The organism is Amedibacterium intestinale (assembly GCF_010537335.1).
Lineage (GTDB): Bacteria > Bacillota_I > Bacilli_A > Erysipelotrichales > Erysipelotrichaceae > Amedibacterium > Amedibacterium intestinale.
Genome location: NZ_AP019711.1, coordinates 135,360 through 149,165 on the forward strand (window position 1 = coordinate 135,360; position 13,806 = coordinate 149,165).

The 13,806-nt window shown below is 35.7% G+C and carries 14 protein-coding genes, 2 tRNA genes and 1 riboswitch; of the genes, 8 read left to right on the forward strand and 8 right to left on the reverse strand.

The features are described 5' to 3' along the window. Positions 1-2: 2 nt before the first annotated feature. The 3 genes from A9CBEGH2_RS00570 to coaBC form a co-directional block, all read right to left on the reverse strand. Positions 3-461, reverse strand: coding sequence for a MarR family winged helix-turn-helix transcriptional regulator (locus tag A9CBEGH2_RS00570; protein ID WP_118277057.1), 459 nt, complete (start codon positions 459-461; stop codon positions 3-5). 99 nt (positions 462-560) lie between these two features. Then, complete coding sequence (locus tag A9CBEGH2_RS00575) at positions 561-1,334, reverse strand: type III pantothenate kinase (RefSeq protein ID WP_115715531.1); 774 nt, start codon at positions 1,332-1,334, stop codon at positions 561-563. After that, a complete protein-coding gene (gene coaBC / locus A9CBEGH2_RS00580; protein WP_115715530.1) occupies positions 1,328-2,542 on the reverse strand; it encodes a bifunctional phosphopantothenoylcysteine decarboxylase/phosphopantothenate--cysteine ligase CoaBC in 1,215 nt (404 codons plus the stop codon). Before coaBC ends, A9CBEGH2_RS00575 begins: the two co-directional genes overlap by 7 nt. A 173-nt stretch (positions 2,543-2,715) precedes the next feature. Here coaBC and A9CBEGH2_RS00585 point away from each other — a divergent pair, with 173 nt between their 5' ends. Both A9CBEGH2_RS00585 and A9CBEGH2_RS00590 read left to right on the forward strand, forming a co-directional pair. Beyond that, positions 2,716-3,594, forward strand: a complete 879-nt coding sequence (locus A9CBEGH2_RS00585; protein WP_118277056.1) for an NAD(P)H-hydrate dehydratase — start codon at positions 2,716-2,718, stop codon at positions 3,592-3,594. Continuing rightward, positions 3,591-4,502, forward strand: coding sequence for a tyrosine-protein phosphatase (locus tag A9CBEGH2_RS00590; protein ID WP_115715528.1), 912 nt, complete (start codon positions 3,591-3,593; stop codon positions 4,500-4,502). Before A9CBEGH2_RS00585 ends, A9CBEGH2_RS00590 begins: the two co-directional genes overlap by 4 nt. A gap of 1 nt (position 4,503) precedes the next feature. Here A9CBEGH2_RS00590 and hflX read toward each other — a convergent pair whose 3' ends face one another. Continuing rightward, a complete protein-coding gene (hflX, locus tag A9CBEGH2_RS00595) occupies positions 4,504-5,748 on the reverse strand; it encodes a GTPase HflX (protein ID WP_115715527.1) in 1,245 nt (414 codons plus the stop codon). Positions 5,749-5,898: 150 nt separating this feature from the next. Here hflX and A9CBEGH2_RS00600 point away from each other — a divergent pair, with 150 nt between their 5' ends. Continuing rightward, positions 5,899-6,510, forward strand: a complete 612-nt coding sequence (locus A9CBEGH2_RS00600) for a TetR/AcrR family transcriptional regulator (protein ID WP_118277055.1) — start codon at positions 5,899-5,901, stop codon at positions 6,508-6,510. A gap of 3 nt (positions 6,511-6,513) precedes the next feature. Then, positions 6,514-8,346, forward strand: coding sequence for a cytidylate kinase family protein (locus A9CBEGH2_RS00605; protein ID WP_118361649.1), 1,833 nt, complete (start codon positions 6,514-6,516; stop codon positions 8,344-8,346). Positions 8,347-8,391: 45 nt separating this feature from the next. Here A9CBEGH2_RS00605 and A9CBEGH2_RS00610 read toward each other — a convergent pair whose 3' ends face one another. Further along, the gene (locus A9CBEGH2_RS00610) at positions 8,392-9,273 is read right to left on the reverse strand and encodes a DUF368 domain-containing protein (protein WP_115715524.1); all 882 of its coding nucleotides are present in this window, start codon (positions 9,271-9,273) and stop codon (positions 8,392-8,394) included. 126 nt (positions 9,274-9,399) lie between these two features. Between A9CBEGH2_RS00610 and A9CBEGH2_RS00615 the strand changes: the two genes are divergently transcribed. Both A9CBEGH2_RS00615 and A9CBEGH2_RS00620 read left to right on the forward strand, forming a co-directional pair. Continuing rightward, positions 9,400-9,966, forward strand: a complete 567-nt coding sequence (locus tag A9CBEGH2_RS00615; RefSeq protein ID WP_115715523.1) for an N-acetylmuramoyl-L-alanine amidase family protein — start codon at positions 9,400-9,402, stop codon at positions 9,964-9,966. A 46-nt stretch (positions 9,967-10,012) separates the two neighbouring features. Continuing rightward, positions 10,013-10,291, forward strand: coding sequence for a DUF2500 domain-containing protein (locus tag A9CBEGH2_RS00620; protein ID WP_115715522.1), 279 nt, complete (start codon positions 10,013-10,015; stop codon positions 10,289-10,291). Positions 10,292-10,355: 64 nt separating this feature from the next. Here the strand turns inward: A9CBEGH2_RS00620 and A9CBEGH2_RS00625 are convergent. Next, a tRNA-Asn gene (locus tag A9CBEGH2_RS00625) sits at positions 10,356-10,431 on the reverse strand. Positions 10,432-10,433: 2 nt separating this feature from the next. After that, positions 10,434-10,509 (reverse strand) — tRNA-Glu (locus A9CBEGH2_RS00630). Positions 10,510-10,667: 158 nt separating this feature from the next. Between A9CBEGH2_RS00630 and A9CBEGH2_RS00635 the strand changes: the two genes are divergently transcribed. Both A9CBEGH2_RS00635 and A9CBEGH2_RS00640 read left to right on the forward strand, forming a co-directional pair. After that, entirely contained in the window at positions 10,668-11,666 is a 999-nt protein-coding gene (locus A9CBEGH2_RS00635; protein ID WP_115715521.1) for an asparaginase, read from the forward strand. Between the two features lie 38 nt (positions 11,667-11,704). Then, positions 11,705-12,199 (forward strand): DUF1836 domain-containing protein, encoded by a 495-nt coding sequence (locus A9CBEGH2_RS00640; RefSeq protein ID WP_118318222.1) that lies wholly within the window; start codon positions 11,705-11,707, stop codon positions 12,197-12,199. Positions 12,200-12,387: 188 nt separating this feature from the next. On the opposite strand, the gene A9CBEGH2_RS00645 is transcribed toward A9CBEGH2_RS00640, so the two are convergent. Beyond that, positions 12,388-13,593, reverse strand: coding sequence for a cation:proton antiporter (locus A9CBEGH2_RS00645; protein WP_118278001.1), 1,206 nt, complete (start codon positions 13,591-13,593; stop codon positions 12,388-12,390). A gap of 61 nt (positions 13,594-13,654) precedes the next feature. Next, positions 13,655-13,732: riboswitch (Fluoride riboswitch) on the reverse strand. Positions 13,733-13,806 lie beyond the last annotated feature (74 nt).

Consider the following 13,806-nt stretch of genomic DNA (forward strand, 5'->3'; position numbering starts at 1 on the left):
TCTTACTCCTTTATTCTTTTTGATATTGTTTGAAAATCATTTTTGGATTCTTCTTTGCAACGCTGATATACAATATCCAGCAAAGATGCAAACTGTTTGTTTTCTTCTTCACTAAAGCCTTCACATAACCATTCATAAAATATGGTTTCGATGTGTGCTTTTGAGTTTTTTAAATGATTCGCTTTTTCGCTGGCATATAAAAGCTGACTTCGCTTATCTTGTGGATTTGGCTTTCGAATCAAATAGCCCTTTGTTTCAATATTGGAAACCAATCTTGCCCCGGCCCCTTTATCAATACCGAGTTTTCTACATACTTCCCCCTGCGTAATACCGGGATTTTTACGTACCATATGAATAAAATCCAGTTCAGAACTTCCGATTCCCTCACGTTTTAAAGTGCGTACCGTAAATTTATTTACTTCACGTGCTATCTTTGTTATCTTACGCTTTGTGTGATCCATATTTCCTCCTTAATGATTGATATATCAACTAATTAGATGATATATCAACTATTTGCTGCTGTCAATAGAAAAAGAGATACGCTTACGTTTACGTACCTCTTATTTGCTGGAATTGTATTTTTCGTAAATATGTTTTAAACCTTTAAATGTTAAATCACGATCATATACATCAATATAATCGGTATTTTTATAAATGATTTTTCCTAATCCGCCAGTCGCGATAACACGCATTTTTACATTTAATTCTTCCTGAAATTTACGAATGATGTATTCGCTTTGTCCAATATAGCCATACACAAGTCCTGCCTGCATACTGGTAGGGGTATTTTTTGTCAGAATGGTTTTTGGTTTTTTGATTTCGATTTCTGGAAGCTTGGCAGCCTGTGACCACATGGCCTGTGCTCCGGTTTCAATGCCAAGGGTAATCACTCCAAATTCAAAGTTGCCTTTTTCATCGACATAATCAAACGTTGTCATTGTGCCAAAGTCAACAACAAGGCAGGGACCTCCATATTCATAAAAGGCACCTGCCGCATCAACGATACGATCAGATCCTACAGCTTTTGGATTTTCTGCTTTAACAGAGATTCCAGTTTTAATACCGGGACCTACGACGATAGGTTCTTTATGCATGTATTTGCGAATCCCGTTTAAAAAGGAGTGCATGATTTTGGGAACGACACTGGAAATGATGACATCTTTGATTTGATCATAAGATACTTTGGAGGATGTCAAAAAGTTCATGATCATAAAGCCATATTCGTCACTTGTTCGCTTCATCTTGGTAGTCAGACGATAGTTTCCAATCAGTTTATCTCCTTTATAAATACCAACGGTGATATTTGTGTTTCCTATATCAATGACCATTAACATGAGACAGATGTTCCTTTCCTGTTTTCTTGTATTTCCAGCATTCTCAACAATATGGTTTTTCCAAGTTCATATTTGCTCATTAAACCAAGTTCTTCTGTTCCATTTTCCTGTAATAAAACAGCTACATTGGTATCGCCTTGAAAACCGGCACCTTCTGTTTTCAGGTTGTTGGCTACGATCATATCGCAGTTTTTCTTTTTCCGTTTTTCCTCTGCATTTTCTACTAGATTTTCGGTTTCCATCGCAAATCCGCATAATACCTGCTGTGGCTTTTTGTGGGCACCGATATAGGCAAGAATATCTTCGTTTTTATGCAATGTCAATTCTAAGATATCTCCCTGTTTTTTGATTTTTTCATTGGAAATATGTTCTACACGATAATCGCCAACGGCTGCGGCCTTAATAATAAAGTCTGCTTCTTCCATATGTTCTTTGATTGCCTGACTCATTTCATTTGCACTTGTGATAGAAATCTTGTTTACACCATAAGGGGTAGATAAAGAAACCGGACCACTTACCAGTGTGACTTCTGCGCCCATATTGGCAGCTGCTCTGGCAATCGCATATCCCATTTTCCCGGAAGAATGATTGGAGATAAAGCGAACCGGATCCATCGCTTCCTGTGTAGGTCCTGCACTGACAAGTACATGTTTTCCTTTTAATTCCGAAGATGCATGTAAAATATCTTCTATACGCTCTTCAATAAGCGCAATATCCTGCAGTTTTCCTTTTCCGCTGTCTCCACACGCTAAATATCCATCGGCAGAGTCGATAATTTCAAATCCAAACTCTTTGCATAACTTCAAATTGTTTTGCGTGATGGGGTTTTCATACATATTTGTATTCATTGCCGGACAGATGACTTTTGGGCATGTTGCCGCAAGGAAAGTTGTTGTTAACATATCATCCGCAAGCCCATGTACGATTTTTGCGATGACATTGGCTGTTGCCGGTACAATGACAAAAATATCTGCACGTTTGGCAATGGATACATGTTTTACACTTCGATCTGCCACTTTTTCAAAAGTAGAAACCATGACATTGTGTTTTGTAAGAGATTCAAATGTCAAAGGGGCAATGAATTCTGTTGCATTCTTTGTCATGATTACTTCTACGTCATATCCTTTTTTTATGAGGTTGCTGGTAAGCTGTGCAGCTTTAAATGCCGCAATGCCACCGGTAACACCCAATACAATTGTTTTTTTCATTTCCTGCACCTCTCATGTAGGATGTTTCCTAATATAATCTATATCATTATAACGCAATGTGAAAAACACGACAAGAAGTAGAATGTAAAAAATGAGAAAAAATTCACAAATAGAAAAGATATAAAAATTATGATTGTTTTGATTTATAATAAGGATAGAAAGAAGGTGTTTGCATGCAAATACTAGAAGAGCGTTTTATTTCAGAAATATTACCAAAAAGAAAAGAGGATTCTCATAAAGGGACTTATGGAAAATGTTTGATGATTGGAGGAAGCGCACGCATGCATGGGGCAATTACTTTATGTGCCAAAGCAGCGCTTCGAAGCGGTATTGGTACCTTGACTTTATTTGTACCTTCCTGCATACGTGAAATAATATCCATGAAGCTGGATGAGGCAATGCTGATTCCTGCTCCTTGTAATGAAGAAGGCTATTTTTCCCTTGAGGCTACATCTCTTTTAGAAAAGGAACTGTCACAGTTTGAGTTTGTAGTCATAGGAAATGGAATTGGAAGAGGTATCGGGGCAAGAAAACTGCTGGAAACCGTTCTTTTTAGTCATCTTCCCTGTATTATTGATGGTGATGCCTTATATCTTCTAAAAGATTATAAACATCTTTTACACAGAGATGCTGCAGTCCTGTTAACACCACATCCCAAAGAACTTTCCTATCTAAGTGCCTATCCATTAGAAGAAATAAAAATTCATCGTGAACAAATTCTTGCTGCTTTCTGTGAAACATATCCCAATGTATGTATCATCGCTAAAGATGCAAAGACCATGATTGCGTATCAGAAAGATTTCTTTCTTAATGTCATAGGCAATCATGGACTTGCGAAAGGGGGAAGTGGCGATGTGCTGTGTGGAATATGTGCAGGCTTATATGGACAAGGCAAAGATATGAAAACAAGTGCAATATGTGGGGTATATGTACATGCGAAAGCAGCAGATCTGTTAAAAGAAAGTATGTCTTGTACAAGCATGCTTCCAAGTGATGTTATCGAAAAGTTATCCGATGTATTTTGCTTATTAGAAAAGAGGGAAAACGTATGAAAATTAGACAGGAGAATAAAAACATAATTTTTCATTCAGAAAAGAAGTATCAAATTTATAAGGAACAGGATACACATCCATTGTTTGAAGGTAGCGGGCAATGGAGTATAGAGGATAACGATCGTTTTGTGTATCGTATAGAAGAAGATGGAAATACTCGATACTATGCAAATCCATTGCTGGAAAATACACATATTTTAAATTTTCGAGATATTGGGGGATATGAAACCCAAGATCATAAACAGGTACGATATAACTGCTTTTATCGAAGTGGGGCAATTGTCAGCGATGAAGAAGGGCTTTCCTATATAAAACAGTTAAATATTCAATCTGTACTGGATTTTAGAAGTCATGGGGAAATGGAACATTTAAAAGATGCACAGCTTGGATGGGAGTATTATCCAATTGGGGCAATCAAAGAAATCGGAGAGTTACAGGGTAATTTTGATTTTCAATCGCTTTTAGGACAAGTGAAACCAGAAGAATTAACATCCTATTTATTAAAAATCTATAAACAGCTTCCTTTTCATAATAATGCCTATAAGAAGATGTTTTCTTTGCTTCTGGAAGAAAAAGTGCCTTTGTTGTTTCATTGCAGTGCAGGAAAAGATCGAACAGGGGTGGCTTCTTATCTAATCTTAAAAACACTTGGGGTAGATGAGAAAACCATCATGCAGGATTATCTTGCCAGCAATTTTTATCGTGCGAAGGAAAATAAACAGATAGGTGTAAAAGCAGGTGCATTAAAAGAGCAGGTTTTATACTTGATGATGGTACATGAAGAATGTTTACAGGCTAGTATGGATGAAATTAAAAAAAGATATCCTGATTTTAATACCTACCTGTTTAAAGAGTATGGTATTGATCAGGATAAACTAGAGTTTTTAAGAAAACGTTATTTATATTGAGTTATTCGGGAAATACTTTTTGAATAAAATCTTTATATTTCTTATAGATACGATCATTGATATACAGGCAGATGGAGATTCCTTCCTCTTCCTGTTTTTCTTTTAGAATATGGGCATGTTCTTTTAAATAAGAATAGATGTTATATTGTGTATAAGGCAGAAACATTTCTACTTTTTTCTCAGGGAATAAGGTTTCTGTAATTTTTTGAATCAGGTAATCAACTTCTTTATCATCTTTTGCGCATAGATACAAATGATGATTCTGTATTTGCGGGTGTGTATACGAAGTTTTATCGCATTTGTTGTAGATAATAAGCATTGGAATATCAGCAGCACCAATTTGACGCAAAGTATCCATGGTAATGTCGATATGCTGATTGTGCTGTTTGCTGGAAGCATCCACTACCTGTAACAGCAAATCTGCATAGCGGACTTCTTCTAATGTGGAATGAAAGGCTTTGATCAATTCATGTGGCAAATGGGATATAAAGCCAACCGTATCACTTAGTAAAAAAGAATGTCCGTGAGGAAGCTGGATTTGACGAATAGAGGTATCCAATGTCGCAAACAGCATGTCTTTCTCTAATACCTTTTTTTCTTCTTTTCCTTTGCAGTGTGTAAGAACACGATTTAAAATCGTAGATTTTCCTGCATTTGTATATCCTACAAGAGCAACTAAAGGAAGTGCATTTTTCTCTCTTGCCTTGCGCTGTGTTTTTCGCTGTGTCGCAAGTTTTTTTAATTCTCTGTCCACTTCACTGATACGCGATTTAATTCTTCTTCGATCCAGTTCCAATTGCTTTTCTCCAGAACCTTTGTTGAAGCCGCTGCCTCCCTGTCTTGATAGCTGGGTATTAGAACCAATTAATCTAGGCAGCATCTTTTTTAGCTGTGCACTTTCAATTTGCAGTTTGGCAGCAGGGGATTTGGCACGTCTTGAAAATATCGCAAGAATCAATTCACTTCGATCCATGACAGGTACATGAAAGAGTGCTTCCAGATTGCGTATTTGTAAAGGTGTTAAGTCCTGATGAAAAATAATATATGATATATCGCTATCCTGTAAGGCTTCCTGTATTTCAAGACATTTTCCACTGCCGATATAGGTTTTTAATGTAATGGACTTTAAAAGCTGTGAGAAGATAGCTTCAATTTGAAAATCGCAGGCTTTTACAAGCTCTAGAAACTCTAGTTCTTCCTCTTCTTTTTTCTCTGTATCCGCAAAAACAACAAAAACTTTTTCCATTATTTATTCTCCTGATGCATGGTATATAACAAGCATTTTTTAGTATAACACAAATAAAATAAAGAATTACAGAAAATATTATTGACCAAATGGTCAATAAAGCATACAATGAAATAGACCAGTTGGTCAATAATTTAGAAGGTGGCTTATTTGGAAAGAAAAGAACAAACAAAGCGAATGAAAGAAAAGATTATTGAAAGTGCGATTTATGAGTTTAATGAACATGGATATGAAGAAGCATCGCTAAATCATGTTTGTAAGATAGGGAATATCTCGAAAGGGATTATTTATCATTATTTCAAAGATAAAGATGAATTATATCTATCTTGTGTAAAGGTATGTTACGATACGCTTCTGCAATACTATACAGATTATGTAAATACGCTGAAAAACGATATGGATATCAAAGGATTGATGGAAGTTCGAATGCAGTTTTTTAAAGAACATCCCAAGTTAAGAGGATTGTTTTTTCATTCAATTCTTCATACTCCCAATCATTTGCTTGAAAAAGTAAATGAAGTAAAAAAAGATTTGAATGCATTTAATGCGAAGGTATATTGGGAATACTTAAAACATCTGGAATTAAGAGTTTCCAAGGAGGATGCGCTTATGTATCTGGATGTTTGTCAGAGTGCATATAATGAGTATTTCAGAAAACATTCATCAAACTGTGATGATTTAGAAAACATTATAGAACAGCATGAAAGCATGATTCCGCAATGGATTGATTTCATGCTTTATGGAATAGCAAAGGAGAGATAGTGTATGATAGTGTCTTTATTACGGCTGTTGATTGCTATTGTTGTGGCGGTATTTGTTGGAAAACTTGTTTCTAAAGTAAAGCTTCCTTCTATTTTAGGATGGCTGATTGCAGGTATGCTTTTAGGTCCACATGCATTCGCATTGGTGAATCAGGATATTTTAGATGCGGCATGGTATGAGAACAGTGTCCATATTTTGGAATGTGGTGTAGGTTTGATGATTGGTACAGAACTTGTATGGAATAAGATAAAAAAATCAGGAAAATCAATTATCATTACAACTTTAACACAGTCTCTTGGTACTTTCTTGTTTGTATCTTTCGTGTTTGGTGTTGTCTTTTATATGTCTGATATTCCTTTCTATCTTGCTTTTGTCTTTGGTGGAATTGCTTTGGCTACAGCACCTGCCCCAGCTTTATCCATTGTGCGTGAATTTAAAACGGAAGGACCAGTAACAAATACGCTGATACCAATGGCTGCCCTGGACGATATTGTTGGCTGCATTGTATTCTTTACAACGATTGCCATTGTTGCGGGAAATTTATCTGCAGGAGATCTTCCAGCTTACATGATTGCGCTGGTTGTTATTTTACCTTTGGTGATTGGTGTTGTAGTTGGTTTGCTGGCAGGAATCGTATTAAAGAAAGAGAAAGATACAAAGGCAACCTTGATAACTTTGCTTATTATGATTCTTGTGGCATCTGCGGTTGGCTTTATCTTTAATAATTATGTTCTTCCAAAGCCAATTCTGAATTTCATGCTGATTGGTATGGCATTCTCTGCAACATTTGCAAATATGGTTTCCGAGAAACGCTTGGAACAAATTATGCATGGTTTTAATCCTGTTTTGGGTGTGGCAATGATTGTTGTCATCTTAAATCTTGGAGCGCCGTTAGACTATCATTTGATTGCAGGAGCAGGATTGTTTACCGCAATTTATATTATCGCAAGAGCTTGTGGGAAATATTTTGGTGCCTATTTTGGCTCTTCTATTACCAAGGCACCAGTAACCGTAAAAAAATATTTGGGATTTACATTGTTGCCGCATTCCGGAGTTTCTTTAGTGTTTACAGGAATTGCAGTTTCTGTTTTGGCAGCACCTGCCCCAGAATGTGCACAAATCGTACAGGGAACGATTGCGGCAGCAGCTGTCATTAATGAAATTATTGCGGTCATCATGGCGAAAAAAGGATTTGAATGGTCTGGGGAAATGCAGGGAGGAGAAATTGTTTCTGTTTCCGATACTGCCTATCCTGTGATTACAATTTCTCGACAACATGGCAGTGGAGGAAGACAAGTTGCCAGAAAACTTGCACAATCTTTAAATATTGAGTTTTATGATCATGAAATTATTGAAATGGCAGCATCATCAAGTGATATCGATAAAGAATTATTTGATCATGGAGACAATGAGGGATATGGCAGCTTGCAGTATGATTTAAGCAGTGGTGTTCAAAACTTCTCTTTAAATGATAAAATCTTTCTGCATCAGGCAAATGTGATACGAAATCTTGTGAAGAAAGGACCTTGTGTAATTGTTGGACGATGTGCTGACTTTGTGTTAAAGGGAAGAAAAAATGTAATCAAGGTCTTTATTTACGCCGATCTTGATGAGCGAAAACAGCGTATAGAACATGTGTATAAAGAAGCAAAAGGAAAAGCGTTGGATAAAATTGAGAAAACAGATAAACAGCGAGCTTCCTACTATGAACATTATACAGGTAAGAAATTTGGGGAAATGACAAATTATGATATGTGCTTAAATAGTTCTTTAATTGGTATAGATGGATGTGTAGATATCATCAAAACCTTATATATGGAAAAAACAAAATCATAGAAAATACTATAAAAAAAGTGCCATTTGGCACTTTTTAAATGTTTCTTAAGCTTTCTTTTCACTGAATTTTTTCAATAGCTGCAACCCATAAATAATAACTCCGCCAATGACAAACCATAGAATACTGAAAGTTTCAAAACTTAATGGATCTTTTGGCGTTTCTAATGTCATTGGTCCCATGATAATTGCATAGAAAGAACCAATCATCATACCGATAATCAAAAAAATCATAATAGGACGATGTTTATCCAATGCCCATTTGATGATGCGAACAACACTGGCAGCACCGGTTAAAATACCCAAAGCAAATACGATTAATATTGGTAAGTAAGCAAAATCAAAAGTAATTACACTTTTTACAGCACTGATAATAGGAACATATAATCCAAAAATCAAGAGTAAGGTAGAACCGCTGATACCTGGAAGTACCATGGCACTGATCGCAAACATTGCCGCAATAAATACATAGATAATCAAACCGATATTTAATACGGAAAGATTAATGGAAGTCCCTTGTCCACTCATAGGATTGAAATACGTAATTAGCGCAACAATCGCAACACCTGCAATACCTGCCGCAATTGTGGAAGGTTTAAAAATCATGCTTTTTTTCTCTTCCTTGATGACAAGAGGAATCGCAAATAGGATAAATCCCATAAACAAAGAGCTGATTTCATAAATTTTTGTATCAAAGATACTAGCCAGTACACTAACAGCACTCACAAATCCGATAACCCATCCAATACCAAGTTTCATCAGAAATATCAATGCTTCTTTCTTTTTCTGCATGTTTCCAGATATTAAATCATCGATGGAAGAAATAAATTTATCATAAAAACCAAGAAGAAATGCAACGGTTCCTCCAGATACACCGGGAACACTGTCCGCAAGTGCCATACAGAAACCACGAATAAGGTTCATGATCATATTCTTATACCGCCTTTCATAATAATCTTATTATACATAAAAAAAAGAATATGCCAATGCCTGATATGTTAAAAAACTGTAAATTTATGAAGAAAATTACATAGTATAAGAAGAAGGGGAGAGAAAATGGCAATAAAAATTTTTGTAGACCAGGGACATAATCCTGGAAATATCAATGCTGGGGCAAGTGCAAATGGATTAGTAGAAAGTGAAGTGACCTATTGGGCAGGTATTTATTTGGCAGGTTTTTTGCGCGTAGATCCGCGTTTTGAAGTTATGGTATCACGTCCCTATCCAGATACTGTATTAGGAAATGATACTCCAGGCAGTTTACGTGAAAGAGTAGAAATGGCGAATGAGTGGCCTGCGGACTATTTTATTAGCATACATGCAAATGCGAATGAAAATCCGCAAATCAATGGGAGTGAAGTCTATGTTTATGAAAGAGATAGTATTGCATATGATTTAGCACAAAAAGTTTTACGATCTATGGTAGAAGTGGCAGGGACAAAGGATAATCTTGTACGTGTTAATCCTTCTTTGTATGTGCTTAGAAGAACGCAAATGCCAGCGATTTTGGTGGAATTGGCATATCTTACCAATGTTGAAGATGCAGATAAATTAAAGTGCTGTCTGTATGGCTTTTCCTATGGAATTTATCTTGGAATATTAGATTATTTTGGTTTTCTATAGATGAAAAGTGCTATAATAAAACTAGATAAAACAGGAGGTATTCATCATGAAAGCGAAAGGAGAAAAAATATCCACCAATGCGAAACTTATTAAAAAGAATCAACAGACATTTGAGGATTTAGCTTCTGGAAAAGGTATTCCAATTCCTAAAGAATTATATGAACTTGTGTTTGAAACAAAGGATGGAACGATTTCTTTTACTGTAAGTGAATATGAATATCATGTAGTAAATGAAAAAGATGAAGCACAACTTACCTATATTCCTCATAAACATTATAATGAATTGATAAGCTTTGGTGATAAAATTAAAGAATTTACTATGTAAAACAGTTATGTCTATTTTCATGCACAAAAAAAGAGTCTTTATTTAAAGACTCTGATTTATTAAATGGCGCCTAAAACAGGACTCGAACCTGTGACCTGCCGGTTAACAGCCGGATGCTCTACCTACTGAGCTATTTAGGCAATGGTGACGCGTACGGGATTCGAACCCGTGAATGCATGCGTGAAAGGCATGTGAGTTAACCGTTTCTCCAACGCGCCACTTATTTATTTCACCAGCTTTTCGCTTGGTGCCTGTATATAATACCATCGACTTATCATACTGTCAACATATTTTTTAAAAAAATATAAAAAATTATTTTTTTTATTTTACGAATTCGTTATAATAGGAATACCTTATAAATGACAGGAGGCAAGTTATGAAAAAAATCTTATTTTTAACAACTGGAGGTACGATTGCCTCTAGTGAAAGTGAAGAGGGTTTGGTTCCTTCTTTGACAAGTTCAGAGTTATTAGGGTATTTGGGTACTCATCAGCAAGAGGCATTGGTTGAATGTGAAGATTTATTGCATTTAGACAGCAGCAATGTACAGCCTGAAGAATGGATCTTGATTGCGAGAAGAATTGCAAAAGCTATAAAAGATTATGATGGGATTGTCGTTACTCATGGAACAGATACATTGGCGTATACAGCAAGTGCTTTATCTTTTATGTTAGAGAACTTGCCTGTTCCAGTTATTATGACAGGATCTCAGCTTCCCCTTGAACATCCTTTAAGTGATGGAGTAGACAATATTCGCTGCTCTTTTGCAGCAGCACTTCAGGATGGCTTGAAAGGTGTATATGTATGTTTTAATCGTCAGTTAATATTAGGAACTAGAGCGGTAAAAGTGCGCACAATGAATTTAAATGCATTTGAAAGTGTAAATGTAGAACCTGCAGCTATTTTAAATGCGAAAGGTATGGAATTTCATGAAGATTTATTAATTCGTTCTAAAAAAGAGTTTCATTTAGCGGATACTTTATGTAAGAAAGTTTTCTTATTAAAGCTTACACCGGGATTAAATCCAGAAATCTTTGATATGCTTTCTTATATGGGATATAAAGGAATTGTTATTGAAGCATTTGGTGCTGGCGGCATGCATTTTGAAAGAAGAGATTTAGTATCAAAACTGGAAGAAATGGCAAAACAGGGAATCAGTGTTGTAGCATGCAGTCAATGTTTATATGAACACAGTGATTTTACGATTTATCAAACAGGACAGAAAGTTTTGCAGCAGGGCGTTATTCCGGCATGGGATATGACAAGTGAGGCAGCACTTGCAAAACTTATGTGGGCACTTGGTAAAACAACAGATAGAGAAGAAGTGAAAAAACTGTTTGAAACGAATTTTGTGAATGAAATTACACTGATATAAGGTTTCAAACAATAGGTATTAGGAAAGCAGGTGAAAATATGGATAAGAAAAGTATTTTTGAAGATTTCCATTGTCCGCGCTGGGAAGAACTTCCTCAAATGGATTTATATATGGATCAGCTAGTTACTTTGCTGAATGGATATCTTACCCCATTTACAACAGAGAAACAGGGAAAGAAGATTACAAGTACGATGATCAATAACTATGTAAAACATGGAATTGTACATGCGCCTGTGAGAAAGCGTTATACAAAAGAACATGTTGCCTATCTGATTGTGGTGTGTATTTTGAAGTCTGTATATTCATTAGAAGAAATCAGTACTCTGATACAAGTACAGATAGAAAAATGTCCACAGGAACTTGCGTATAATTATTTCTGTACAGAATTGGAAAATTGTTTGTCCTCTATTTTCAAGTGTGAAGAAATACAGCATATTCCAAGTGAAAATGTATCTGCATCAGAGGTCGTGCTAATATGTAATACATTACAATCTGTCGCATATACAGTTTATGTAAGAGAGGTTTTAAAATAAATTGGATATTAAGCAATGCAGGAACTCTAAATGCTGCATTGCTTTTTTCTAAGCAGTGAAAAAAACGCCATAATAGAAAGTGATGATTACATGATTCACTAGAAAAATAAGAATTGATAATATAAAAAGCAGCACTTGTCACTGGCTGCACTTCATAAGAAGCAAAATTCTGTGCTGCTTGTTTTTTACTATATAGTATGTGTTACACTTGGTTCATCGCTTTTGGACAATAATTTTTTATAAGCAATATCTATGCACAGTGCACCAAAAGGAGCTGTTATTAAAATTGCAGTTACTGCTACTGTTAATACTATATTTCCGCAAGATAACCCCATTGCCAGGGGGACACCTCCGATAGCTGCCTGTACAGTTGCTTTTGGGGTATAAGCAATCATGCAGAACATTCTTTCTTTTAATGTAAGTTTTGTTTTTAATAAGCATAAACATACGCCAAGCATTCGAAATACAAGGACACCTAAGATTAAAATGATCGATAAAACACCTGCACTTACGGCATATTTTATATCCAGCGTAGCGCCAACTAAGACAAACAATACGATTTCGGCAACAACCCATAGTTTGTTAAATTTCACAGACAATCGATGGGCTACGATATCACGTTTCTTTTGCAAAGCGATTCCGATTGCCATGATGGCAATCAAAGAAGCAAAGGGAATAATACTGGAAAATTTATCTTCAAATGTAACCAAAAGAAAAGATATGCATAAAAGGATGATTACTTTTGAAGTGTCTCTTATATGAATCTTTTTAAAATAAATTGCAAGAATTGTTCCAATAAGCAGCCCTATAAGAATTCCTGAAACAATCGAAAGAGGAATATTCACAAAACTTCTAATAGATATATCATTTCCCTGTGCCAATCCTGTAAATGCGCTAAACATTACGATGACAAATACATCATCAACAGAGGCACCAGCAAGTATGAGCTGTGGAATACTATGATTTACTCCATATCCTTCTTCCATGAGTTTCAACATTTTAGGGACAATGACTGCTGGAGAAACAGCCGCAACAACGGCTCCCATGATGGCTGCATCCAAAATCGAAATTCCTAATAATTTGGGTGCTAATAAAACCATTCCCAACATTTCAAAGCAGGCAGGAACAAAACACATGAGTATGGCAGGACGTCCTACTTTTTTTAAATCATTTACATCTAAAGAAAGACCTGCTCTTGTTAAAATGATGATGAGTGCGATGCGTCGCAAATCTGAAGATATGTTTAAAATAGAATCATCAATCATATTAAGAGAATATGGGCCAAGAATGATTCCTGTTAAAAGCATTCCCATTAAACTAGGCAAGTGGATCTTTTTACATATCCATCCCATAAACATTCCCATCAATAAAATCATCGAAATACTGATCAGCATAAAATTCATCCTCCTGTTTCATTGATTAAGACGCAAAAAAAGCTGATAATTTCTGCGTCAAAAAAAGGCAGAAGTCATCAGCTAACATTAGCGGTTTTAGTTTATACAACTAAGGGAGAACTTCATTCCCACTGCAAAATCATAACAAAAAGAATTATCATTTGTCAACGTTTTTTGAAATTCCCTTTTTATGCAAGTGTCTATAAAACTTAT